The 25,275-nt window shown below is 47.4% G+C and carries 16 protein-coding genes and 1 pseudogene; 13 read left to right on the top strand and 4 right to left on the bottom strand.

From position 1 onward, the window contains the following. Positions 1–117: 117 nt before the first annotated feature. Both MHB71_RS15245 and MHB71_RS15240 read left to right on the top strand, forming a co-directional pair. Positions 118–732 (top strand): NADPH-dependent FMN reductase, encoded by a 615-nt coding sequence (locus tag MHB71_RS15245; RefSeq protein WP_340030074.1) that lies wholly within the window; start codon positions 118–120, stop codon positions 730–732. A 13-nt stretch (positions 733–745) separates the two neighbouring features. Continuing rightward, positions 746–3,187: a flavocytochrome c gene (locus MHB71_RS15240; protein ID WP_339188497.1), complete on the top strand. Its 2,442-nt coding sequence runs from the start codon at positions 746–748 to the stop codon at positions 3,185–3,187. A gap of 124 nt (positions 3,188–3,311) precedes the next feature. Here MHB71_RS15240 and MHB71_RS15235 read toward each other — a convergent pair whose 3' ends face one another. Then, positions 3,312–4,727, bottom strand: a complete 1,416-nt coding sequence (locus MHB71_RS15235; protein WP_339188495.1) for a PLP-dependent aminotransferase family protein — start codon at positions 4,725–4,727, stop codon at positions 3,312–3,314. A 151-nt stretch (positions 4,728–4,878) separates the two neighbouring features. On the opposite strand from MHB71_RS15235, the gene MHB71_RS15230 reads away from it, so the two are divergent. The 4 genes from MHB71_RS15230 (at position 4,879) to MHB71_RS15215 (ending at position 9,231) form a co-directional block, all read left to right on the top strand. Further along, positions 4,879–5,928, top strand: a complete 1,050-nt coding sequence (locus MHB71_RS15230) for an LLM class oxidoreductase (RefSeq protein WP_340030073.1) — start codon at positions 4,879–4,881, stop codon at positions 5,926–5,928. A 463-nt stretch (positions 5,929–6,391) separates the two neighbouring features. Next, positions 6,392–7,201 carry a lysophospholipase gene (locus MHB71_RS15225; protein ID WP_340030072.1) on the top strand — a complete coding sequence of 270 codons (810 nt, stop codon included), beginning with the start codon at positions 6,392–6,394 and terminating at the stop codon, positions 7,199–7,201. A gap of 46 nt (positions 7,202–7,247) precedes the next feature. Further along, complete coding sequence (locus tag MHB71_RS15220) at positions 7,248–7,769, top strand: MarR family winged helix-turn-helix transcriptional regulator (RefSeq protein ID WP_340030071.1); 522 nt, start codon at positions 7,248–7,250, stop codon at positions 7,767–7,769. 112 nt (positions 7,770–7,881) lie between these two features. Beyond that, positions 7,882–9,231, top strand: a complete 1,350-nt coding sequence (locus MHB71_RS15215; RefSeq protein ID WP_253507168.1) for an FAD-binding oxidoreductase — start codon at positions 7,882–7,884, stop codon at positions 9,229–9,231. A gap of 172 nt (positions 9,232–9,403) precedes the next feature. On the opposite strand, the gene MHB71_RS15210 is transcribed toward MHB71_RS15215, so the two are convergent. The 3 genes from MHB71_RS15210 to MHB71_RS15200 all read right to left on the bottom strand — a co-directional run bounded on the left by MHB71_RS15210 (position 9,404) and on the right by MHB71_RS15200 (position 10,862). Then, a complete protein-coding gene (locus MHB71_RS15210) occupies positions 9,404–9,700 on the bottom strand; it encodes a putative quinol monooxygenase (protein ID WP_036609783.1) in 297 nt (98 codons plus the stop codon). Positions 9,701–9,764: 64 nt separating this feature from the next. Further along, positions 9,765–10,415 carry a nitroreductase family protein gene (locus MHB71_RS15205; protein WP_036670026.1) on the bottom strand — a complete coding sequence of 217 codons (651 nt, stop codon included), beginning with the start codon at positions 10,413–10,415 and terminating at the stop codon, positions 9,765–9,767. A 27-nt stretch (positions 10,416–10,442) separates the two neighbouring features. Then, a complete protein-coding gene (locus tag MHB71_RS15200; RefSeq protein ID WP_036609779.1) occupies positions 10,443–10,862 on the bottom strand; it encodes a MarR family transcriptional regulator in 420 nt (139 codons plus the stop codon). Between the two features lie 421 nt (positions 10,863–11,283). Here MHB71_RS15200 and MHB71_RS15195 point away from each other — a divergent pair, with 421 nt between their 5' ends. The 7 genes and pseudogenes from MHB71_RS15195 to MHB71_RS15165 all read left to right on the top strand — a co-directional run bounded on the left by MHB71_RS15195 (position 11,284) and on the right by MHB71_RS15165 (position 25,269). After that, positions 11,284–13,305: an AraC family transcriptional regulator gene (locus tag MHB71_RS15195; RefSeq protein ID WP_340030070.1), complete on the top strand. Its 2,022-nt coding sequence runs from the start codon at positions 11,284–11,286 to the stop codon at positions 13,303–13,305. 51 nt (positions 13,306–13,356) lie between these two features. Next, the gene (locus MHB71_RS15190; RefSeq protein WP_340030069.1) at positions 13,357–14,958 is read left to right on the top strand and encodes an AraC family transcriptional regulator; all 1,602 of its coding nucleotides are present in this window, start codon (positions 13,357–13,359) and stop codon (positions 14,956–14,958) included. Positions 14,959–15,066: 108 nt separating this feature from the next. After that, positions 15,067–16,047, top strand: coding sequence for an ABC transporter substrate-binding protein (locus tag MHB71_RS15185; protein ID WP_100528702.1), 981 nt, complete (start codon positions 15,067–15,069; stop codon positions 16,045–16,047). Beyond that, entirely contained in the window at positions 16,048–16,860 is an 813-nt protein-coding gene (locus MHB71_RS15180; protein WP_036609771.1) for a (2Fe-2S)-binding protein, read from the top strand. A 235-nt stretch (positions 16,861–17,095) separates the two neighbouring features. Continuing rightward, entirely contained in the window at positions 17,096–17,617 is a 522-nt protein-coding gene (locus tag MHB71_RS15175) for a TetR/AcrR family transcriptional regulator (protein ID WP_340030067.1), read from the top strand. Between the two features lie 74 nt (positions 17,618–17,691). Continuing rightward, a pseudogene (locus tag MHB71_RS15170) lies at positions 17,692–18,651 on the top strand (NAD-dependent epimerase/dehydratase family protein). Between the two features lie 351 nt (positions 18,652–19,002). Then, complete coding sequence (locus tag MHB71_RS15165; protein WP_340030065.1) at positions 19,003–25,269, top strand: hypothetical protein; 6,267 nt, start codon at positions 19,003–19,005, stop codon at positions 25,267–25,269. Positions 25,270–25,275 lie beyond the last annotated feature (6 nt).

The raw sequence follows: 25,275 nt of genomic DNA, 5'->3' as shown, positions 1-25,275 counted from the left end.
TATCAAACTGCAATGAATAACTATTAGATCATTTGAGCTTTGATATGTTAGAGTTAGGCCGAAAGATTGAGCCTGACAGTTACGAACATCATCTCGAATGACAGAGAGGGGATTACGATGAACTATTTAGCTATCGTGGGCACGAATTCGGATGTGTCAACTAACCGCATGCTGCTTCAATTTATGCAAAAGCATTTTGCTAGTGAAGCCAAGATTGACTTGTTTGAAATTAAGGATTTGCCTGCCTTTATTGAAAAAGATGAATTAGAGGATGCTGAAGTTGATATTCCTGTGAAGGTACAAGACTTATTAGATCAAATCTCTAAAGCGAAAGGTGTCATTATCGCTACTCCCGAGTATGACCATGCGATCCCTGCCGTGTTGAAAAGTGCTCTGGAATGGATCAGCTACACGACTCAAACCTTGAAAGACAAACCTGTTCTAATTGTAGGTGCTTCACATGGTGCACTCGGTTCTTCCAGGGCACAAGCGCATCTTAGACAAATCCTGGACTCACCTGAGCTTGGTGCGAGAATGATGCCTAGTAGCGAGTTTCTTTTGGGAAAATCCCAGAGTGCATTTGATAGCAGTGGTAATCTCATTGACGCTGACAAAGTAGCGGAGCTTGACGAAATCTTCAATGAGTTTATTTTGTTTACTGAGATCACTACGGAACTGTTATCAAAAAGGACGTTGAAGAAAAAAACGAAAAAATTTTCCTGGCAAGAGTAGGGGGCCAATCACAATGAAAATCATAGCGATCGTTGGCACAAATGCAAAGAAATCGTATAATCGCAAGCTGCTTCAATTCATACAAAAGCATTTTGAGTCCAGAGCAGCCATTGAAATCCTCGATATTACAGATGTTCCGATGTTTAATCAGTCCGATAACCAAACAAACAGTGCAATTATACAATCGTTTAATGAAAAAATTATGGCAAGTGATGGTGTCATTATTGCGACTCCAGAATATAACCATTCCATCCCTTCATCCCTTAAAAGCCTGCTGGAATGGTTGAGCTTTGAAATCCATCCGCTGGCTGGAAAACCCGTGATGATCATAGGTGCGTCACAGGGAACACAAGGTTCCTCGCGTGCACAGCTGCATCTTCGTCAAATCCTGGATGCACCAGGTGTCGAAGCTAACGTGATGCCAGGGTATGAGTTTTTGCTTGGAAGTGCACATAAAGCATTTGACGAATCAGGTAACCTGAACAATGAAGGAACGATCGATTTCCTGGAAACATGTTTCCTGCGGTTCCTTCGGTTTGCCAAAATTTCAAATCAGCTCAACGAAGAAGAGGAGTTTACCTATAGACCCGGTGTGTATAAGATCAATGCCATAGGTCACAGTGGCAATCTGCCGATGAAGGTTTCCTTTAGTGAAAATAGAATTGAAAGTATCGATATCGATTCGAAGGGTGAAACCGAAGGCATCGCGGATGTTGTTTTTATAAGAATTCCGAATAAAATTATTGAGGGACAGACGCTGAATGTAGATGCTCTCTCAGGTGCTTCTGAAACCAGTAATGCTGTCATCAATGGTGTAGCCAAAGCGGTTAAGCTTGCCGGAGTTAACCCGGATATTCTGAAAAGACGTCCAAAACCTGCTAGCAGCCAGATGAAAGATGACGAAGAATACACTTGCGATGTGGTCGTTGTAGGTGGAGGTGGCGCAGGACTCAGTGCTGCTGCTACAGCTTTACAACAAGGAGCAAGTGTGATTGTACTTGAGAAATATCCTGCTGTTGGGGGAAATACGATCCGCTCAGGTGGTCCTGTCAATGCTGCAGATCCTGTATGGCAACAACAGTTCACTGAGAATCCAGGGGAAAGACAGACGATTGAGAATTTATTAAATACCGATGAGAGCTTGATCCATCCAGAATATGTAGATGATTTTCATGCACTCAAAGAAGAGTTTACTGCGTATCAGGATAAGTTCGGCACAGAAAAGGCTTATTTATTCGACTCCCCACTTCTTCACAGAATGCAAACGTATTTTGGGGGCAAACGTGCAGACCTGAATGGGAGCATGATCTATGGACAATACGATCTGGTCAAAGTACTTACAGACCGTGCCTTGGAAAGTGTGCAATGGCTTGAGGAAATCGGTGTTGAATACGATAAAAGCATCGTGTTTGCTCCAGTGGGTGCCCTTTGGCGCCGTGGTCATAAACCTGTGAAAAGTTATGGCTCTGCATTTATCATTGCACTTAGCAAATATGTAGAAGAGAATAAGGGGAAAATTATTACAGATAGCCCGGTCAAACAACTGATCATCGAAGATGGAGAAATAACAGGTGTCATCGCAACCGGAGTTAACGGACAGAAAATTACTATTCATGCAAAAGCGGTTGTTCTTGCTAGTGGCGGTTTTGGTGCAAATACTCAGATGCTCAAGGAATATAACACATACTGGAGCCATATTGACGATGATATCAAAACAACAAATTCCTATGCGATGACTGGTGATGGAATATCGCTTGGTAAGAGTGCAGGAGCAGCACTGACAGGCATGGGCTTCACTCAAATGATGCCGGTAGCCGATCCGGATACGGGCGAACTCTTCAGTGGACTGCAAGTACCTCCTGAAAACTTTGTCATTGTTAACAAAAAGGGAGAACGATTTGTTAATGAATTCTCTGGAAGAGATGTCTTAACCAAAGCTGCTATCGAGCAGGGAAGTTTATTTTACCTGATCGCGGATGACGAGATCAAGAAAACCGCAGCGAACACAAGCCAGGAAAAGATAGACCGTCAAGTCGAAGCAGGTACCTTGTTCAGAGCCGACACCATAGAAGAATTGGCAGTGAAAATCAATATGGACCCTGAAGTTCTTAGAAATACGATTGATAAGTATAACTTATATGTGGATGCGGGCTTTGATCCGGAGTTCCATAAGGATACGTTTAGCTTAAAAGTCGAACAAGCTCCATTTTATGCCACACCTAGAAAACCGGCGGTTCACCATACCATGGGCGGAATTAAGATCGACACCCAAACCCGCGTATTGGATGAAAACGGTCAGCCGATTGCACATCTGTATGCCGCTGGGGAAGTTGCAGGAGGTATACATGCAGGCAACCGTTTAGGCGGTAATGCCTTGACGGATATCTTTACATTTGGACGAATCGCAGGTAAGACTGCTGTTGATGAAATGAATGATGTAGAGAATGTAAAATAAGAAATATGGATCACTCCAAGTTCCATAGTAAAGAACCCGCTTAACACAAGGATTTTCGAGTGTACAGCGGGTTTTTTCGATGTGGAAATGGTTTGGTTTTGTGGTCGTGGTCACACGAATGTTCTCAGACCCCAAACCAAGCCCGGTGAAGGGCGGATACGCCTTCTGTAATATCCTCAATACTCAATCCACCAAATCCAATCTGAACCATGGATTGCTCCGCTTGAGCTGGTTGTGCCCAAAAGGGGGATACCGGGTAGACCTGGACACCTTCCTTCTCAGCAGTAGCAATCAGCTTGTGTTCATCCATTCCGTTATGTACACGCAATAAAATATGAAGTCCTGCATCCTCACCAATGATGGTAACTTGAGTACCCATCATCTTTTGAATTATTGAAATGAGTGTGAATTGCTTCTGTCGATATACCTTCCTCATCTTGCGAATATGGGCTTCCCAATGTCCATTACTCATAAACAGCTCTAGGGTGTTCTGCTGAAAATGAGAGACCGTTTGATCATATAATCGGTAGTCTTGTTTACGGTGTAGCTCTACCATGGCCTGTGGTAGAACCATATACGCAATTCGTAATGAAGGAAGAAGGCACTTTGAAAATGTCCCCAGGTAAACGGTTCGCTGTTGAGTATCCAGGCTTTGCAAGGAAGGTATCGGTTTGCCGACATATCTGAACTCACTATCATAATCGTCCTCAATAATGATCCCATTCTGGTCTGTTGCCCATTTCAGTAATTGCATTCTCTTGGCGAGCGGCATGACCATTCCATAGGGGAACTGATGTGACGGTGTAATGTAGACGATGCGGGAATTGCTTTTGTATAACTTATGGATATGAAGTCCATCTGCTTCTAGCGGAATCGGGTGAATGTTTAGACCTTTATGTTGAAAAACCGTCCGAACACCGTCATATCCCGGGTCTTCCATCGCGATACCATGACTAACATCACCTAGTAATCCAGATAACACACCGAGTAGGTATTGAACACCAGCTCCAATTATAATTTGATCAGGTGAACAATTTACTCCCCTAGAACTGTGCAGGTAATTTGCAATTTCAGATCGAAGTCCCGGTTCTCCAAGAGGATCGCCATAAGAGAACAACTTCATTTGGTTTTGGAGCAAGCTCTGATTGGATAACTTGCGCCAAGTGGCAAATGGAAAATGCTCAGCATCTACGTCACCATAACGAAAATTGTATCGAATCTCTGGGCTATCCTGAATACTGTTTTCCAACCAATCCTTACTGACTACATTGGACAGGGGCAATGCTTCCAGCTTCAAATCCATTATGTATAAGCCACTTCTAGGTCTGCTCAGGACATAACCTTCGGCTAATAACTGTTGATACGCCATATCCACTGTATTACGGCTAATGTGGAGGTGGCTGGATAGTGAGCGAATAGAGGGAAGTCGAGAATCGGCTGGTAACTTTCCGTTCAAAATCTCTTTCTTAATATAGTGATAAAGCTGAGCGTATAACGGTTCTCCAGACTCTCTGTTCAACAATAATGTTAAATCAATCATGCGAACCCTCCTCGTTGCCAGAACTGACCCTGTTATTTTGTTGAGAGTTGTCACTACTTATGGGGTCAATCGATGGTTACAATTATATCAGTTCCAGTCGAATTGAAAAGATACCAGTACACTGGATTACTTTGTTGTAGGAGGAGAAGGAATGAACAAACCTATAGATGTTATGGAACGAATAGAAAATCCGTCAACACAAGCGGAGGAAAAGTTCAATCAACACCCTGGTTTCCGCCGTATGTTTGCCCCAGACCAATTAACAATAGGGCTGTTTTTACCACTTAAATTCTATAAAGGACACATGGATGTTCTAAAAGGTCAAGCTGACCTCGTGGAAAGCATTGATCAACGAAACTTTGCAGCCGTATGGGTGCGAGATGTCCCTTTATTTGATCCTGGCTTTGGAGATGCTGGACAAGTATTTGATCCATTTGTCTATCTAGCCTATCTTGCTGCAAGAACCCAAAACGTCTCCCTAGTAACAGGAAGCGCGATCTTCACGCTTCGCCATCCGATTGATTTAGCCAAGGCAGCTGCATCCATTGATGTACTTTCGGGCGGACGACTTGTGTTAGGGATTGCTTCAGGCGACCGACCTGCCGAGTTTCCGGCTTATGGGATAGATGGGGAGCATCGTGATGTGCGATTCCGGGAGACGGTGGAGTTTTTTCGTGAGCTTATACAGGATAGAACTGACGCAATTCAATCTTCTCTTGGTCAATTGAAAGGACTTGAATTGCTCCCGAAACCAGCAGCTGGTGGTATTCCGCTCGTTGTGACGGGCTCAAGCAGGCAGTCTTTAGATTGGATTGCGGAGAACAGTGACGGCTGGCTCACGTATCCCGAAGCAACGGCAAACGAATCCGGTCCTCAGATGCTTGGCCATAAGATTAGTGCCTGGCGTGAAAAAATACCTAATGGCATGTTCAAGCCGCATATGACCAACGAATGGATTGATCTTGTGGAAGATGTCAATTATCCTCGAACACCGCTTCGTGGCGGGTACATATTACGTACAGGTCGGGCAGGTTTGATTCAGCTTTTGGAGGAATGGCGAGCGGTGGGAGTTAATCATGCTGCACTAGGCATTCATTTTTCGAGTCGGCCTCCTGCTGAGGTGATTCAGGAGTTGGCAGAGGAAGTATTGCCTCTCTTTCCTACGCATGTTAGTCCGAAGCCATTGTTTACAGGGTGGTAGAGCATAAAATTATTGCCTGATGACACAGATGGCTTTTCTCCGCATTTCTGTTAACGATCAGAAGAGGATCGATCCGCTGGCAGCGATAAGGTCAGGGGTTCGATCCCCTAGGTACCATAACGAAAAAGACGTCATTACGAAATATATTATGGCGTTTTTTTCGTTATGGATTGTTCAGGTAACGAATGCGTAGCTTAATTTGCGTGCGTGCAAGTAGCTGTAAATCGACTCGATACAGCAGATCAGGGATGATGCCAAAGGTATGACATGCTCTTTGTGTAAACGCTTTAATTAAATATAGACAAGGGATGCCGACGGTGATAATATTGTTTCTATAAGAAACAATATTGTTCTTATCAAATATAATTATAAGGACTTCATTCTTAAGTATACGAATAACGCCCTGTGCTAAAGAATTTTAATTGTTTGGTGCTTGAGCGTAACGAGAGGGATGGGAAATATTATGAGTATAATTGAAACAACAATCGAATCTTTTGACGGTACTAGGCTGTATTCTAGTAAAAATTTAGTTAGTGATGCAAAAGCAGCTGTAGTTATTGTTCACGGACTAGCTGAGCATGCAGGGCGCTACGACTATTTGACAGAGAAGCTGAATCAGCGTGGGTTTAGCGTGTATCGCTTCGACCATCGGGGTCATGCCAGATCCGAGGGACAGCGTACGTTCTATAAAAAGTTTGATCATCTTATTGAAGATGTCCATGTCATTGTCGAGGCGGCATTGCAAGAGAGCGGTGATCTTCCGCTGTTTGTCATCGGACATAGTATGGGCGGTTTTGCAACCTCGTCCTTTGGAACGAAATATCCAGGCAAGGTCAAAGGCATCGTACTATCCGGAGCGCTCACTCGTTACAATACAAAAGTTGCCGGAGAACTGCCGATGGAACTTCCTACAGGCACGTATTTCCCGAATGAGCTGGGCAGCGGCGTATGCAGTGATCCCGCAGTTGTATCCGCTTACGCAAATGACCCACTGGTTGAAAAGCAGATCTCTGTAGATTTATTTAACTGTCTGGGAAATGGAATAACATGGCTCAAGGAGAACGCCAAGCAATTTACAGATCCCGTACTTGTTCTGCATGGAGCAAATGATGGACTGGTCAGCGAAAAGGATTCCCGTGACTTTTACGGCGATATCGCTTCAACGGATAAAACACTCAAAATTTATGCTCATCTGATGCATGAGATATTTAATGAACCGACTCGTGATGACGTTATTGAAGAAGCGATTACATGGATTGAAAAACGGATCTGATTTCAGTAGAGTAAGAGAGAGAATCTGAATATGAAAGGGATTACGCATGAAATTAGATTGGATGGGTGACCATCGGGAACTGATTGAGAAAATTATCAAATACGGTAATGCGTACTCGAACACCTATAAGCTGCAGCGAAGTTATGGTACAGACATGATGTTCTCGGCTTCACAGATTCAGACGCTGGAATACATCCTGGAAGCCGAGGACAAGGAAGAGAAGATGTCGGAGATGGCCGCACGCCTGGGCGTAAGCCGCAGTACATTTTCCAAGAACGTGAAGAATCTGACGGAAAAAGGTCTACTCGAAAAATTTCATTTAAGCGGCAACCGCAAAGACATATACGTCAAACCTTCGACGAAAGGTCGCGAGGTATATGCGAAGTACACTGAATTTGTAAGGGAGCTTTGCTTTGATGAGATTTTCAAGTATGCAGATCAGATTTCAGAGGCGGATAAGCAGAACTTTATTCGCATCATGGATTTGTTTGCTGACGTGCTCGTCTGGTATGGTGAAAAAGAAGAGGAAGCGCGCAAGTTAATCAGAATTGATTCCTCTGAAACATGAACCTTGAAATTAAGGGCAACAGCCCATTCCCTCCGCGAATGTCCGTCATACAGTATAAAGTGCTTGATGCAGCAGAGGCTGTAGGACAATTATTCAGCAGGGAGTGGGACGTGTGAAATCATCAACAAAGCTTACCGGACGGGTTATTTATAAAGGAGATCCGGGATATGAAGCGGCGCGCAAGAACTGGGACCCGCATACGGACAAATTTCCCAAAGTGTTTGTATTTGCCCAACGGACGAAGGATGTATCCAATGCTATCCGATGGGCTCGTGAAAACAATGTACCGATCAGGCCGCGGAGCGGCAGACATGCGCTTGAAGTGAATCTTTCACAGGTGAATGGCGGTATCGTGATTGATGTGAGTGATCTGAATTCCATCAAGCTTGATAAAAAAAATGGAACGGTTGTTGTTGGAACAGGAAACCGAGTGGGAAGAATTGCAAATACCCTTGCCAAGCAAGGTTTCATAGCTCCTTTTGGTGACAGCCCTACTGTAGGGATCGGTGGAATTACGTTAGGTGGGGGAATTGGGCCTCTCCAGCGTACCATCGGTCTCATCAGTGATAACCTGCTTGAGGTAGAGATGGTGGACGCCAAAGGAAAAGTGATTCGGGCTAATAAAAATCGTAATTCGGATCTCTTTTGGGCCTCGCGGGGAGGAGGCGGCGGTAACTTCGGAGTATACACCCGTTACAAATTCAAAGTGCGCCGTGCTCCAGCGAAGGCGACTGTATTTAAAATCACCTGGCCATGGGCTCAATTCGAAAAGGTGCTCAAAGTATGGCAGAGGTGGGCTCCCTCTGTGGATACAAGACTGGGTAGCGAGTTGTCCATCGGACCGAAAAAGGGTGGCAATGTCGTCATGGAGGGGCTTTTCCTAGGGTCAAAAACAGAGGCTCTCCGTCTATTGCAGCCGATTACGAGTGTTGGCACACCGACAAGTTCCATTGTTCGTTTGTTACCTTACACGGAAGTTGTGAAGTTTTTATTACAACCTGATCCAACCGAGACTCAACGGTATAGCAACCAGTTCTCGTCCGGTTTTGGACGAAAACCATTCCCCGACAAAGCCATTAAATCGATGCGAACATTCTTGGAGAACCTGGAAGAGGGGCCAGGCGGATTCTATTTCCTCAACTGGGGCGGAGCAGTAAGTCGCAAATCACCTAGATCAACCGCCTTCTTCTGGCGTAAAGAGAAGTTCTATGTGGAATGGACCAGTACGTGGCTCAAACCATCCCATGCCGCCAAAAATATCGCACTCGCTCGTAATACTCGCAAGAAATTGCAACCATACATTGTGGGTTCCTACATCAACGTTCCAGACCAAGGGATCAAGAATTCCGGTCCAGTGTACTATGGAGCCAACTATGCCAGACTGCGGAGAGTCAAAGCCAAGTATGACCCGAAAAATGTGTTTAACAATCCGCAAAGCATTACTCCGGCTCGGATAGTGTAGTCCATGTTCACTTGTTTAATACCTCTTCAATGAGTGAAGAAAACACGCCTTAATTGGCGTGTTTTTTGTTGAAGTGAACTTATTTTCAAAAGGAAACTAAAAAGCCGCCCTCGGTCATATGACCAAGAGCGGCTTCTTCACATGTTAAATACGCACGGCAGTTAAAGCGCTATTAAGCTTTAACTTGTTCTCCAGCAAATACTTCAACGTTCATTGGAGCGGCCATGAATGCTGCTGCTTGTTGAACAAAAGCTTGGAAATGCGCGCTTGTGTTGTGGGAAGCTGTAGCAGCTTCATCTTTCCACAGCTCGATCATCGTGTATTGTTGTTCGCGTTCTGTGCTTTTCGCCAAATCGTAGCTGATGTTACCTTCTTCTTGACGTGTAGCAGCCATCAGTTCTTTCGCAGCTGCGAGGAATGCTTGCTCTTGGTCCGGTTTAACTTGCAGATGAGCGTGAATGATAATCATAATGTATAACCTCCATATTGTGTTTGTTTGGAATGTGTTAAGAAAGGGGAAACCGTCCCTGATATTATGCCCAAGTTGTGATGGTTTCTACAGGCAGGCGGTAGGATGGGTGACCTTCTTTGGCCGATTTACCGATCGAGATCAACATAACCGCTTGATAACGCTCTTTGTCCATGCCAAATGCTTCTGCGATTTGGTCTTTTTCGTAACCACCGATTGGGTTAGTATCATAACCGTGAGCACGTGCTACAAGCATTAATTGCATGGAAGCAAGTCCAGCGTCGATCATATTAACTTCGCGAATAGCGGAAGCAGGCATATTTTCATAATAAGGTAATACTTTTGATAGTTGCATATCTTTAACTTCTTGTGGCATATAACCGAGTTCTACAGCTTTTCCAAAAATTTCTTCCATATGTTCCGCGTTTTTCATGTCAATGAATACGCCAATGACTGCGGAGGAAGTCAACACTTGATTTTGATTAAATCTCGCAAGTGGAGCAAGCTTTTCTTTACCTTCAGTCGTATCTACAACCAGAAAACGCCAAGGCTGCAAATTGATCGAAGATGGTGCACGGGAAGCTTCTGACAGAATTTCAGTCATTTCTTCACGGCTAATTTTCACTTCAGGATCGTAAAGTTTAACAGAACGACGACCGTAGGTGATTTCGTTAAAATCATTGGTTTTTTGGAATTTGCTTTGAATTGTACTCATGCATGGATCTCTCCTCTATATATGGGTTTAGAAATTGTTCTGCATACGTTCCAGGAAATCGGCGAGTGATTGAACTTCGTCTTCACTGAAATCCTGTAAAATCTGGTTGATAAAATTGGTCTTCTCAGCTTTGTAGCCTTCAATCTGCTTCCGACCGTGGTCCGTCAAACGAACAAAAGTGACCCGATTATCATCGGGATTCTTACGTCTTGTAACCATCAGGTCCGCCTCAAGCTGTTTCAAGTGGCGTGTAATCGCAGCACTATCAATGTTAATGATTTTCTGCAGCATGGATTGATTAATCTCATCGACCTGATCCAGCTCATGCAGAATTTCAAAGCGAGAGGAACTGATACCTGTACAGCGTTCGAACTTGGGACTGAGTTTGTTACCCAACACGTTCAACAGATTGATGATTTGTTCTTCTTTGGAAACAATACGTGTCATGACTAGACCTCCCGGGTGAATCTGAATCATGAACAACGGCGTATGTTAACCAATGATTAATGTTGCAGTATACAATGCCATTGCCTAATGATTATTTGGATGCTCTCGAATCATTGATGTATCAATATTTGATGCGTCAATCATTGATGGCTCAATTAATATATCATGCCTTTTATGATTTTGCAACAGGTTAGAAAATGTTGCTGATTCTAGCGTTATTATCCCGCTACGTATACATTGCAGTCCATATATGTTGTCCAAATGGGTAAGTTAATATTGATTGTGCATGTTATTGAGAATTGTTATCAATTGATTTATAATGAAATGAAATATACATACTGAGCGAAAATTACAGGCTCTTCATAAAGAGTAGCAAGAAGGTATGTCGATGTAATATGGCGGGAGGGAAAGTACAGCGGATATGAATTTGAATGATCACATCAGGTTGTGGAATCATGTTTTTGTCAAAATACTGGATGTACGCCAAAACGCTTTGCATCCTGGGGAGAAGTTGAAGAATTATCAACTACCAGCAAGTACCTATCTATATATCACCGACGGAAGTGCACGGATACGAATGGATCAACACAGATACATCGTGGAGGGATTCCACATCATTCATGGAGGCAAGCAGGCGTATTTAAATATGGAGACGGATTCGGGCGTGGCGTATTATATGATTTTGTACAAAGCCATCCTAGCCTTGCCCTGTGGGATGGAAATTCAGTATCTGATGGACCATGAACGTCCGTTTCAGGACCAATATGCACTTGTACCAACCCGTCCGCTACACATGTATCAGTGTATGGAGGAATTGAAGCAGGAGTGGGAGCAGTCTACTAAGCTTGCAAAGTTACATGCCAAAACCTTATTTCATCAATGGGTATATCTTTTATTGACAGACTTACACGAACAATCCATTCTGCCACATAAACCGGATACGGTCACACAGGCTATTGAATATATGAATGCTCATCTCCATGAGCCCATAGCTCTTGACGTAATGGCAGAAGCAATGGAATGCAGTGTGGGGCACTTGTCGAGGCTGTTCAAACAAAAGTTAAACATCAGTCCCATCCAGTATCTTGGACAGATTCGAATGGAGAGGGCGGCACATCTTCTGGTGCATACCAGTGCAACGCTGCAACAGATTGCAGAACAGATCGGCTATCCGGATGCACATTCACTGAGCCGCAGCTTCAAAAAAATAAAAGGGCTTTCTCCAATTCGCTACAAAACAGGAGTAAGCCAACGGTTAAACAAGTCGAAACACCCATTGGTATTGAACAACAAGCAAGATTTGCCCAGTGTAATGCAAGAAAATGCCCTTCATTCGTTACATTCCCATCTATATAATGATATTGATTATCAATATCAAAAGAATGTTGGAGGGGAATTAATAATGCAAGGAAAATTCAAAATGACAGCACTAAGCATGTTGTTGTGTTTCACGCTATTGCTCACGGCCTGTTCCAGTCCAGCACCGTCTGCAAGTGGTACGCAAACAGAGACCAATGCGACTACTACACAATCGGGTAACCAGGCAACGGAGGCAGGGAAATCGACTGCACAGCCGGAGACGCGTACCGTCTCTACAATGAGGGGAGATGTGGTAATCCCGGCCAATCCGCAGCGTGTTGCTTCAGATCAATATATGGGGTATTTGCTGAAACTGGGCATTGTACCGGTTGGTGTAAGAACATTTATGCTGAACGAAGGATGGATTGAAAAGTCTGGCATTGCTGCTGATCTTATAGCGGGTATTGAGGATTTGGGAGGAGAGTTCCCAATGAATCTGGAGAAGTTAGTGTCACTTGAGCCGGATCTCATCATCGGTTCCATTGATAAAAATATTGAGGATTACGAAAAAATTGCAACGACCGTCTTTTTACCTTATTGGGAAGGCGATAAAACTTCTGGCCCACTGGAAAAGCTGCGCCGGATTGCTGGTGTTTTTGGAAAAGAGAAGGAAGCAGAGCAATGGATCACGACATATGAAGAGAATATCGAAGAGACTAAGAAGCAGATTGATGGTGTAATTAAAGAAGGCGAGACTGTATCCATCATACAAATAGGGTACAAAGCGTTGTATGTACTTGGTGCAGAAGGCGGGAACTATGGTAGTTCCACGATCTATGAGATGCTGAAACTGCCTCCAACTCAGCAAGCACTCGAAATGAAGGATGGATTCGAGACGATCTCCCTTGAAGTACTGCCTGAGTATATGGGAGATCATATCTTCTTATATGGTTCGGGTAGTGAGGACGCCAAAGAGATCCTGAACAGCGAGGTTTGGAAACGTCTGCCTGCTGTGCAGAAAGGACAAGTCTACACCTATGGTTCCTTGGATGGTACAGAGGATGAGTTCGTCATGGAAGATCCCTATTCACTGGAGTTGCAGTTGGATAGTATAAAGAATTTACTATTGGGAGCTGAAAAATAGAGTGTAATCAGTTCACATAGAATCGGATCAGAACAGGGAGGGGACGTGAGCATGAAGGAAAATGATTGGATCAAACAACTGGAGCAACTACATTTCTCTGCTGTCCACGTCTGCCATTACTCTAGCAATCCGGGGGCTGTTCAGCGTCGGATCTGGAAAAGGTTCGCCATTTGCAGGGTCATCGCTGGCAAAGGATCTTTGTCTATGGATAACATTGTACATACGGTATCTCAAGACGAGTGGTTTTTGTTGAAGCCAGGAATGCATGTGGAGTTTCAGACGGATATGGAAGCACCTGTCCGATATCAGATCATTTTATTTTCCTGTGTTACACTTACCCGGCGTCGGAATGCTTGGCATACCGAGGCATTTGATCTCCCTGTGACGGGCAAGCTTAATGTTCCTTCCAATACACGTGATATTCAGGAGATGATGGATACCCTGATGAGTGGAAAACACTCGTTTACGAGTCTGGAAAAGACGCGCAGGAAACATCTTTTGCATCAGTTGTTGATTCAGTTAATGATGCACGTGAATGAAGCAACACCCCCTGTAGCGGGGATGGATTTGGCACTTGATTATATGACGCATCAGTATAGGGAAGACATTCGAATTGATCAGATGGCCCGCATGGCAGGGCTCAGTGTGAATCATTTTATAAGAACATTCAAACGACAATTAAATATGACCCCGATTGAATATATCCTGAAACTACGTATGGCAAAGGCCAAGCAGCTGTTATTTTCTTCAGATAAAATCAAGGAAATTGCGGAGCAAGTGGGTTATAAGGACGAGCACTATTTCAGCAGAGTTTTCAAGAAAAACGAAGGAATCGCCCCAACGTTGTATATGAAAAATAAAGTGAATCGCATTGCCACCTTGTATTACGGGTTGGACGATTATGTGATAACGCTCGGTTTGAGGCCAGTATCCGCTTTATCCTATGGTCAGAGGGTGGCTCGTCATGTTGCCATACCTGCGCTTCAAGCACACAATCATCAGGGACTTATTCTGGATAGCTTCAATCAGAACTATGATGATTTGAGGCGAGTCCAACCGGACCTGATCATTACAAGTGATCGTTTGGAGCCAAATGACTCCCTGAATCGTATCGCGCCTACCACCATGCTGGAGCATACCAACCATTTTGGCGAGAGGCTTCTGTATATGGCGGACATTATGGGTCGCACCGAACAGGCCGTACAGTGGATAGAACAACATGCTGAACTGAGCCGGGTTCTTCGAGGACGCATTCAATCGAGGTGGGGGAAACAGAGTGCCATGTTCATCCGGGTGACTTCTCATTTCTACCGAATGTATGGATTGAACAACCAGACAGGGGCGCTATTGTATGATGATCTGGGATTTTATTTGCCTCGTGATTTTCCGGAACAACAGTGGGCTGTAGAGAGCAAAGTTTGCGATTTGCAGTTATACGACGCGGATCATGTGTTTGTAATGGTCGATCCCACAGAAGACGCACGTGCTCAACTGAGGCAATTACAGCAATCCAGTGCATGGTTGGCATTAAAGGCTGTTCAAGAAGGCCATGTATATAATGCAGGAGATATTTTTTTCAAAACGCTGGGTCCCACCGGACGCATGTGGGCCATGCGATATGTGGCAGAGCAACTTGGGGTTACCTTACGGTGATATTGTGCAAGAGAAGAGAGTGGAATAATCCATGGTAAGCCTGTATGCTTTTCCCTACTATAGTGATAATGATTATTATTATTAAATAGTAGAGGGGATTTACTACAAATGGTAAGACAGAGAGCAACAACGATGATACTGTTGGCCCTGCTTGTGCTCGTTCTGACGGCATGTAGCAAGGCATCAGAAGTAACAGAAGCAACGCCTCCGCAACAGGATACGCCTGTGGAAGAGAGTGGTACGCAAACGATTGAGCATCTTAAAGGAACAACGGTTGTACCGCAAAAAATAGAGCGTATGGTGGTATTATCTGCTGCTTACATCGATCACATGTTGACGATTGGTGAGAAACCAGCAGGCGTTAATGTAGAAGTTCGTTACGGAGGAGATTATTTGCCTTACTTTGCAGATCAGCTTGCCGGCATTCCAACGGTAGGGTCTGCAGACAGTCCTAACCTGGAGGCTATCCTTCAGATTGATCCGGATGTCATCGTTATTGAGAGTCGAACTGCGGAGAGTACGTATGATCAGTTGGAGAAAATCGCTCCGACGATTGTACTGGGTACTGAATGGCTGGATTTTGTTGATGATTCAACATATTGGACACAGGATCTGTTGACCATTGCCGGGATGTACAACAAAGTGGATCTGGCAAAAGAAAAGATAGCCGAGGTAGAGCAGCAGGCGAAGCAATTAAAAGCGAAGATCGAACAACTGGATCAAAAAAAGTTGGCTTATCTGCGTGTAAGAGAGAAGACCTTACAAATTTACGCGGCAAAAGGACATCCAACCAACACACTTTTGTATCATGATCTTGGATTTGTGCCAACGACTGTGACACCTGCCGAACAACGTGAGGACCTGTCCATGGAGAAAATTGCAGATGTGGATGCTGATTTCGTAGTTCTGGAGATTGACCCGAATGCCGATGAGTATGTAAACAACATCAACGCAAGCTCACTCTGGAAGGCAGTGCCGGCTGTCGGTGCAGATCAGGTCTATACGACAGACTCGTTCTGGTTGTTTAAGGGCTGGGGAGCGATTGGGCGAAGCGAGATTATCAACGAAGTTGAAGAGATGATTCAATAGATGAGACATTATCCAAGACATGATTATTCAGAGATGTCGGAAGTGTTACAGCAATTTTTTGTGACGACGATCCAAGTGGACTGCGATGATTCCAAGTATCCTTTCCGTGTGAAGGATCTGCTGAATGAAGAGAAACGAAACTTGATATTGCGTGAACAGGCTATGCAGCAAGGGCTTCAATTGGGCGGAAGAGGAAGTGCGGCCGTCGGTACACTTTTTGCCAAACGTTACTCCGTATTCGTGATGTCCGTAATTTCAGCATTCAGTCTATACGATACTATACTTAGCGTTGCAGACGATGATGTGCGGTTTGAATTGAATGGTGCAGGTGGCATGCGATATGAGACTCTGCTGGAGAGAACCTCTCTGGAGGGTGAAGATCCTGTTCAGCGCAGGTCAGAGAGTGGCTTGCTCAAGAAAAGAGTGCTGCTACATCTGGAACCTGTCCTGCGAGCGGTAGCCGTCGCTACAAGAGCGAGCGATAAGGTCATGTGGTCTCTGGTTGCCCATAATGTGCAACAATTGTATGCACGTATGATCAATGATCAGAGCATTTGGAAGACAGATGAACGGCTTGCAAAGATTCAAGAAGATCAAAGCCTCTGGCTGGATCGGCAAAACGATAATGCATGTACATTTGCCAATGAGCTGCAGCGCTTCGAACATTCCGGGTGGCAGGGACCTCCGTTCCTGCTACGCCGATATTGTTGTTTGGCTTATCTGGTTGGAGACGGAAGTCATACACATGGGTATTGTGACAGTTGTCCGAAGCTGGATTCGGAATCCCGATTGCGTAAACTTCTTCAGCAGTGAACAGACACTCTTGTACCGCATGGTACGAATCTGTTTCAGACAAACCATGTTCTCTTCGGTTTCCAGTGGATAGAATCTATGATCGACAAGTTACACAACCTGCAGCGGCTTGAGCCAGCGTCTGCGGGTTTGTTGGCTTTGTACAAGGTCACGATACCTTTGCATCGAGGGATAGTATTCGTTATACTTCAAGCTATTGATCAATTAATCACTAATTATTGGAGGGCGGATTATCATGGCAAAGGATACAGCAGCGTCGGTTAACCGGCGAAATGATATTATCTCTGCAGCAATTGATGTCTTCGCGGAAATTGGCTATTATCGTGCAACTACAGCCCAGGTGGCTGAACGGGCACAGATCTCACAGCCGTATATATTTCGTTTTTTCAAAACAAAAGAAGCTTTATTATTAACTGCAATTGAGGTCTCATGGACACGGGTGATTGATTCGTTTCGAATTGTGATGGAGACGGCGACACCAGATCAGTTAGAGAATGATCTCATTGAAGCCTATGATAAGATTCTGGAATCGCACAAGAGCGAGATCTTGCTTCAGATGCAGGCGCAAACGATCCGGGAGGAAGTCATTCGTCAGGCTATGCAAAAAGGCATTAGTGATGTAAGAGCCATGGTACTGGAAGCTTTCACCGTTGCAGGAATTGCTGAACCGCTAAAAAGAACTATGATTTTTCTGGCAATTGGGATGTTGTGTAATGTATCTAATGCACTGGATATGCCAGAGTTGAAGGAACGATAGAGAGGGAGGTAAAGTCCCTTTTTATATTTTAGTTATTGATCAATCACTAAATGGATGAAAGAGGTCGATCCACGATGAAAAGAGCTATTGTGATTGGAGCCACAGGTGGAACAGGTGCAGCAATTACGGAAGAATTGATTAGATGGGGTATTTTTACGATTGCATTTGGGCGATCCCGTCAAGAGTTGGAGCAACTTGCGGTAAAATTGGGATATCCGGATCACCTGCTAATTGCAGTTGGAGATGCATTTCGGTCGGAGGATATTATTGCTGCTTCCCAGGGTGCCGATGTCATATTTCATTGTGCGAATGTCCCGTATAACGAGATGGAAAGCAGGCTAATTCCGCTGGGCAAATCCGTGATGGCGGCGGCAGAACACTTGGGTCTGAACGTGGTTGTAATAGACGGAATCTACCCCTATGGCAGAAGACAAATGAACGAGGTAACGGAAGAACATCCGAAGCAGCCACATACCCGAAAAGGCAAGACACGACTTGCCTATGAACAGATGTCATTCAGCACAAGATGGAGTAGAGCTCAGGTGATGATCGTTCGTTTGCCAGATTATTATGGCCCATCGGCTAATCAAGCTTCCTATCTGGGTTCAACCCTTGAAGCGATAGCAAAAGGTAAGATGGCTTTTTTTATCGGAAATATGAACGTGCCGAGAGAGTATATTTATTTGCCGGATGCTGCGGTCATGGTGGTGGAGCTGGCAAGCAGAGAGACGACGTATGGACAGAACTGGAACATTCCTGGATCGGGGATCATCTCGGGTCATGACATCGTGCGATTGGCACAGAAGGCTGCGGGAAGAAGCAAACCTGTGCCGGCGCTAGGAAAAGTAGGATTGTCGGTGATTGGACTAGGTGTACCCGTTATGAAAGAAATTGTAGAAATGTTATATCTGACTGAGGAACCCCTGATCCTGAGTAGATAGAAGTATGAGGAACGGATTGGCCCGGTTGTGGCAACATCTTTTGAGGAAGGAATTGCGTTGACGATTAAGGAGTTGGAGTTGCAGGGGGAGTAGAGGGGAATATATTTTTTGGAGAAAAGTAATTGATTGATCACTAACTTCGAAGGTTTTATAGGTATATTGAATAGGGGGCGCACAAAGCTAGTCCCGGGCATAGAGTGTACTATTGTAAAATGCGGGGATTTGACGTGGTGTACAAGGAGGGGGGATTCTCTTGTGAGCGGTATATCCAAAAGGAAACGCAAAATTTCCTCAATCAGTACAGGTAAACGGAAAGCAAAAAAATCAAAAAAACACTCTATCCCAAAGAAGAAGAGTAAGTCTTGTAAGAAAAGCAGACGTAAATGCAAAAAAAAGAAAAGTCACAGGATTCCTTTCCTTCGCGGCCCACGGGGTTATCAGGGAATGAGAGGATTCACTGGAGCAACAGGTGCTACTGGGTTAACTGGAGACCCTGGGTATCCCGGCATATGGGGAGCAACCATTTTAACAGGACGGACCGGAGTAACCGGAACCACGGGAAGTACCGGAATAACTGGAGTCACAGGTGCAACAGGAGCTACCGGACTGATGGGCACCACAGGTGTGGATGGAACTACAGGAGCTACAGGTGCAACTGGCACTGGATCAACTGGAGTCACAGGAACAACCGGCGCAACTGGAATTACCGGATTTGGTGTGACAGGCGTGACCGGTGCTACAGGAAATACCGGTATAACCGGCTTTACAGGTCCAACTGGAATTGGTGCGATGGGACTAACAGGATCTACTGGTGAAACAGGATTCACGGGAGTTACAGGTTCGATTGGCCCAACCGGAGCGACGGGTCTAATAGGTATTACGGGTGCGACTGGATTAACGGGAAGTACTGGCGAAATTGGAATCACAGGCCCGTCCGGAGCAACAGGAACAACTGGTATTACTGGAACCACAGGTATCACAGGAGTCAGTGGCGTAACTGGAACGACAGGTACTACGGGTGCGACCGGCCCAACCGGTGAGACAGGTATCACCGGAGTTACAGGCGCTACAGGATTTACTGGGGCGATAGGAGCAACGGGAAGTACGGGTCCAACTGGAAATACTGGCATAACCGGCACGACAGGGATAACAGGTGCGATCGGCGCAACTGGTGCAACTGGGGGGATCGGGTCTACGGGAGTTACTGGTGTTACGGGTACAGCAGGTACGACTGGACTAACTGGAGCAACTGGTACTACTGGAGAAACAGGCAACACAGGAACTACAGGAAGTACTGGTGCGACCGGAGCGACTGGCGTCACTGGAGAGACGGGTCTAACAGGTATTACGGGTGAGACTGGAGTTACAGGAAGCACTGGTACTTCTGGAACAACAGGCACTACGGGGGCAACTGGATTTACGGGCAGTACAGGTGCGACCGGCACGACTGGTTTGACAGGATTCACCGGAGCGACAGGAAGTACTGGTGAGGCGGGGCTAAGAGGAGTTACAGGCACGACTGGTCTAACGGGACCCACCGGGGTCACTGGCGAAACAGGAACTACCGGAACAACCGGAACAACCGGAACTACAGGAAGTACTGGAATAACAGGTAATACTGGTGAAACAGGATCAACAGGTACTACCGGATTACCTGGCGTTACGGGTACCACGGGTGTAACCGGTTCTACTGGAATTACAGGCCTCACGGGAATTACTGGAGCAACTGGTGCTACTGGCACTACCGGTGTCACAGGTACGACTGGTGTGACAGGACTCACTGGGGCCACTGGTATAAGTGGTGTCACTGGTGAAACAGGACCAACAGGTACAACCGGAGTAACTGGCGTTACTGGAATTGCGGGCACAACAGGAACGACTGGAATAACAGGTGCAACAGGTATTACTGGATTTACAGGCAGTACAGGTGCGATCGGAGCAACTGGTGCCACTGGCACAACCGGAGTCACAGGTACGACTGGTGTGTCAGGACCCACCGGGGATACAGGAGTAACGGGAACTACCGGTACCACAGGAATAACTGGCGTTACCGGAGCAACTGGCGCCACTGGAGAGACGGGTCTAACTGGGAACACCGGCACTACTGGAGAAACGGGTACCACCGGAGTTACAGGTGCTACAGGATCTGCTGGGGCGATAGGGGCAACGGGAAGTACAGGTACAACCGGCGTTACAGGCATAACCGGCAATACTGGTGTAACAGGAGCCACAGGAATTACTGGAGCCACAGGAATTACTGGAGCAACTGGAACTACTGGAGCAACTGGAACTACTGGAGATACAGGTCAAACAGGGGTAACCGGAATCACCGGTGAGACTGGAGCCACAGGGATTACAGGTACAACTGGACTAACTGGCATTACTGGAACCACGGGTATCACAGGCGTGACCGGAGTTACCGGACTGACTGGTGTCACTGGGGAAACGGGTCTAACAGGATTCACAGGCACGACAGGAGCGACGGGACCGACTGGGGCGACTGGAGCAACCGGAATTACAGGTATCTCGGGAGTGACTGGCGTAACCGGAATGACGGGAATTACGGGAGCGACCGGGGCCACTGGTGTCACTGGAGAGACGGGTCTAACAGGAGGTACAGGTGCAACTGGTATTACAGGTCTTACGGGTGCGACTGGGATCACAGGAATCACGGGTACAGCTGGTGTAACTGGCCCAACAGGTGCGACTGGAGCAACAGGCGTCACTGGAGAGACCGGAGCTACAGGTCTGACGGGAAATACAGGACCAACGGGTGACACCGGATTTACGGGTCCAACAGGTGAAACAGGAATAACTGGAGTTACAGGCCCTACTGGAGCAACTGGCTCAATCGGAACTACTGGAGATACAGGTTCAACAGGGGTCACAGGTACGACTGGTGTGACGGGACCGACCGGTGCAACTGGAGAAACGGGAATTACAGGTGCGGCTGGACTAACTGGCATTACCGGAACCACTGGTGTCACAGGAGGTACCGGAGCTACAGGAATTACGGGAGCGACCGGAACCACGGGCGTTACTGGGGAGACTGGTCTAACAGGGAACACAGGTGTAACGGGACTTACTGGTGTGACCGGAACTACTGGCACTAGTGGCATAACGGGAACAACTGGTATTACGGGAGTAACCGGAGCAACAGGTGTCACTGGAGAGACGGGTCTAACAGGAGGTACAGGTGCAACTGGTATTACAGGTGCTATGGGTGCGACTGGACTAACTGGTATTACCGGAACCACGGGTACAGCTGGGGTAACGGGCCCAACAGGTGCCACTGGAGCAACAGGAAGTATAGGTGCCACGGGAGTAACCGGAACAACTGGTGTAACTGGAGAGTCGGGTCTAACAGGAGTCACTGGTGTCACCGGGGAAACGGGTATAACTGGGGCCACAGGTGTAACGGGCCCTACCGGATCGACTGGCCCTACAGGAGAGACGGGGTTAACCGGGGTCACAGGTCCGACTGGTGTGACGGGACTGAACGGTGCAACTGGAGAAACTGGAATTACAGGTACAACTGGACTAACTGGCATTACTGGAACCACGGGTATCACAGGCGTGACCGGAGTTACCGGACTGACTGGTGTCACTGGGGAAACGGGTCTAACAGGATTCACAGGCGCGACGGGACCGACGGGATCGACTGGGGCGACAGGAGCAACCGGAATTAGAGGTATCTCGGGAGTGACTGGCGTAACCGGAACGACAGGTGTTACTGGAGAAACAGGGTTCACAGGACTGACGGGAGTGACCGGGGCCACTGGTGTTACTGGGGAGACCGGTCTAACAGGAAACACAGGTGTAACGGGCCCTACCGGTTCGACTGGCCAAACTGGTGAAACAGGACCAACAGGCACAACGGGTGCAACTGGTATTACAGGACCAACCGGAGCCACTGGTGTGACTGGCATAACCGGAGTCACAGGTACGACTGGAGTTACAGGAGCAACGGGGAGTACGGGTTCCACAGGAATAACTGGCGTATCCGGGCCGACTGGTGCTACTGGAATTACTGGCCAAACTGGTGTGACAGGATCAACCGGAGTTACGGGAGTAACTGGACTTACTGGATTAACTGGGGAGACGGGTCTAACCGGGATTACAGGTGCGACTGGTGCTACTGGAATTACTGGCGCCACCGGCACAACTGGCCAAACTGGTGAGACGGGAGTAACTGGACTTACTGGACTTACTGGGGTTACAGGTAATACTGGAATTTCTGGAACGACGGGAGCAACTGGAGCCACTGGAGAGACGGGTCTAACTGGGGTCACAGGTACGACTGGTGTGACGGGGCCCACCGGGACTACTGGAGCAACAGGAACCACGGGCATTACAGGAGAGACGGGTGTAACAGGCGCTACCGGTACGACAGGTGTAACGGGACCAACCGGTGCCACTGGCATAACCGGCACGGCAGGACCAACAGGTGCGACCGGAGCCACTGGGGAAACAGGTACAACAGGGGTTGCAGGAACGACTGGGGCAACCGGAACTACGGGAGTTACTGGCGTAACCGGCTCGACTGGAGAGACGGGTGCAACAGGCGTTACCGGCACGACAGGTACAACAGGACCAACCGGAGCCACTGGTGCGATTGGCATAACCGGAGTTACAGGTACGACTGGTACTACAGGGGCAATCGGTCCAACGGGTATTACTGGTGAAACAGGAGCAACCGGCACGACCGGCGTAACTGGCATTACGGGTGTGACTGGAGCTACTGGAATTACCGGCGCCACCGGCATAACTGGCCAAACTGGAGAGACGGGTGTAACAGGGTTCACAGGTACGACTGGTGTGACGGGACCCACCGGGGCTACTGGAGCAACGGGAACTACGGGTATCACAGGTGTGACTGGAGCAACAGGAACCACGGGTATTACGGGAGAGACGGGTGCAACAGGCGTTACCGGCACGACAGGTACAACCGGTCCAACGGGTATTACTGGTGAAACAGGGCCAACCGGCACGACTGGCTTAACTGGTGTTACGGGCACAATTGGTGCGACCGGAGCAACAGGCGTCACTGGAGAGACGGGTCTAACTGGGAGCACAGGAGCCACAGGAATTACTGGTGCTACAGGTCCAACAGGGGTCACAGGAACGACAGGTGAGACGGGTCTAACCGGGATTACAGGTGCGACTGGTGCTACTGGAATTACTGGGGTAACTGGATTTACAGGTGTTACAGGAGGCACTGGTGCCACTGGAGAGACGGGTCTAACAGGGGTCACAGGTACGACTGGTGTGACGGGGCCCACCGGGGCTACTGGAGCAACAGGAACCACGGGCATTACAGGAGAGACGGGCGTAACAGGCGCCACCGGTACAACAGGTGTAACGGGACCAACCGGTGTTACAGGAGCCACTGGGGCAACCGGAACTACGGGAGTTACTGGCGTAACCGGCACGACTGGAGAGACGGGTGCAACAGGCGTTACCGGCACGACAGGTACAACAGGACCAACCGGAGCTACTGGTGCGACTGGCATAACCGGAGTCACAGGTACGACTGGTGCTACAGGGGCAACCGGTCCAACGGGTATTACTGGTGAAACAGGAGCAACCGGCACGACCGGCGTAACTGGCATTACGGGTGTGACTGGAGCTACTGGAATTACAGGTGCCACCGGCACAACTGGTCAAACTGGAGAGACGGGTCTAACAGGGGGCACAGGTACGACTGGTGTGACGGGACCAACCGGGGCTACTGGACCAACCGGGGCTACTGGAGCAACGGGAACTACGGGAGTTACAGGCGTAACCGGAGTGACAGGAACTACGGGTGCGACTGGTGCCACTGGCACAACTGGCGTAACTGGTGTTACGGGTACAACAGGTACAACGGGTGTAACAGGTGCCACCGGAAGTACTGGTTCAACAGGAGTTACAGGTATAACTGGCGCGACCGGAACAACTGGAGAAACAGGAATAACGGGAGCTACAGGACTAACTGGTGTAACTGGGACAACAGGAACTACAGGTGCAACTGGGGTTGCCGGAGTTACGGGAACTACTGGGGTTACAGGCATCACAGGAGCCACCGGCCCGACTGGACCAACTGGGGCTAATGGAATTACGGGGGCAACCGGTGTAACGAGTGCAACCGGAGCTACGGGTGCCACTGGAGCAACAGGCATAACAGGAACTACCGGTGCGACTGGGGCAACGGGGCTGACAGGAGCCACGGGCCCAACCGGCCCCAATTTTGCAACACAAGGGTTCTCGGCATTCCTGGCTACACTTTCGACAGCAACCAGCACTCAGTTAACCAACTGGACGACTACGGCTCCCTATTACGGTAATGCCAACTTCAATGCAACCACAGGAAACTATACCGTCCCGGTAACCGGAAGATACTCTATTGTGGCCACGATCAATTATGCAACGACTGCAGCGATTGCTCTATCTCTGGGTGCAGGCGTTAACCCAGCCTTTCTCGTACAGAGAACATCCCCTACGGTAACGACACTTGTCAGTGGTTTGTTGCCCGTCCTAAATGTCGCGATTACGCTACTCACACTGCGGGCAGTGCTGGGAAGTGGTTCAGTGACTTTGGCAGTAGAAGTCGCGTTGAATGCGGGAGATGTGATTGGACTGTTCTATGCTGCAAACGGGTTGACGATTACATTGAACCTGGGCAGTGGTGCTACAAATGGCATTGTGTGGTCTGTGCATGAGATCACCTAAACACTT

It is taken from the genome of Paenibacillus sp. FSL H7-0940 (assembly GCF_037979415.1).
GTDB lineage: Bacteria > Bacillota > Bacilli > Paenibacillales > Paenibacillaceae > Paenibacillus > Paenibacillus amylolyticus.
The sequence above is the reverse complement of the archived record's forward strand: the minus strand, read 5'-3'. Positions and strand labels throughout refer to the sequence as shown.

Coding starts and splice junctions, on each gene's coding strand:
- MHB71_RS15245 (WP_340030074.1), top strand. CDS start 118: ATGAACTATTTAGCTATCGTGGGCACGAATTCGGATGTGTCAACTAAC.
- MHB71_RS15240 (WP_339188497.1), top strand. CDS start 746: ATGAAAATCATAGCGATCGTTGGCACAAATGCAAAGAAATCGTATAAT.
- MHB71_RS15235 (WP_339188495.1), bottom strand. CDS start 4,727: ATGATTGATTTAACATTATTGTTGAACAGAGAGTCTGGAGAACCGTTA.
- MHB71_RS15230 (WP_340030073.1), top strand. CDS start 4,879: ATGAACAAACCTATAGATGTTATGGAACGAATAGAAAATCCGTCAACA.
- MHB71_RS15225 (WP_340030072.1), top strand. CDS start 6,392: ATGAGTATAATTGAAACAACAATCGAATCTTTTGACGGTACTAGGCTG.
- MHB71_RS15220 (WP_340030071.1), top strand. CDS start 7,248: ATGAAATTAGATTGGATGGGTGACCATCGGGAACTGATTGAGAAAATT.
- MHB71_RS15210 (WP_036609783.1), bottom strand. CDS start 9,700: ATGATTATCATTCACGCTCATCTGCAAGTTAAACCGGACCAAGAGCAA.
- MHB71_RS15205 (WP_036670026.1), bottom strand. CDS start 10,415: ATGAGTACAATTCAAAGCAAATTCCAAAAAACCAATGATTTTAACGAA.
- MHB71_RS15200 (WP_036609779.1), bottom strand. CDS start 10,862: ATGACACGTATTGTTTCCAAAGAAGAACAAATCATCAATCTGTTGAAC.
- MHB71_RS15195 (WP_340030070.1), top strand. CDS start 11,284: ATGAATTTGAATGATCACATCAGGTTGTGGAATCATGTTTTTGTCAAA.
- MHB71_RS15190 (WP_340030069.1), top strand. CDS start 13,357: ATGAAGGAAAATGATTGGATCAAACAACTGGAGCAACTACATTTCTCT.
- MHB71_RS15185 (WP_100528702.1), top strand. CDS start 15,067: ATGGTAAGACAGAGAGCAACAACGATGATACTGTTGGCCCTGCTTGTG.
- MHB71_RS15180 (WP_036609771.1), top strand. CDS start 16,048: ATGAGACATTATCCAAGACATGATTATTCAGAGATGTCGGAAGTGTTA.
- MHB71_RS15175 (WP_340030067.1), top strand. CDS start 17,096: ATGGCAAAGGATACAGCAGCGTCGGTTAACCGGCGAAATGATATTATC.
- MHB71_RS15165 (WP_340030065.1), top strand. CDS start 19,003: ATGAGAGGATTCACTGGAGCAACAGGTGCTACTGGGTTAACTGGAGAC.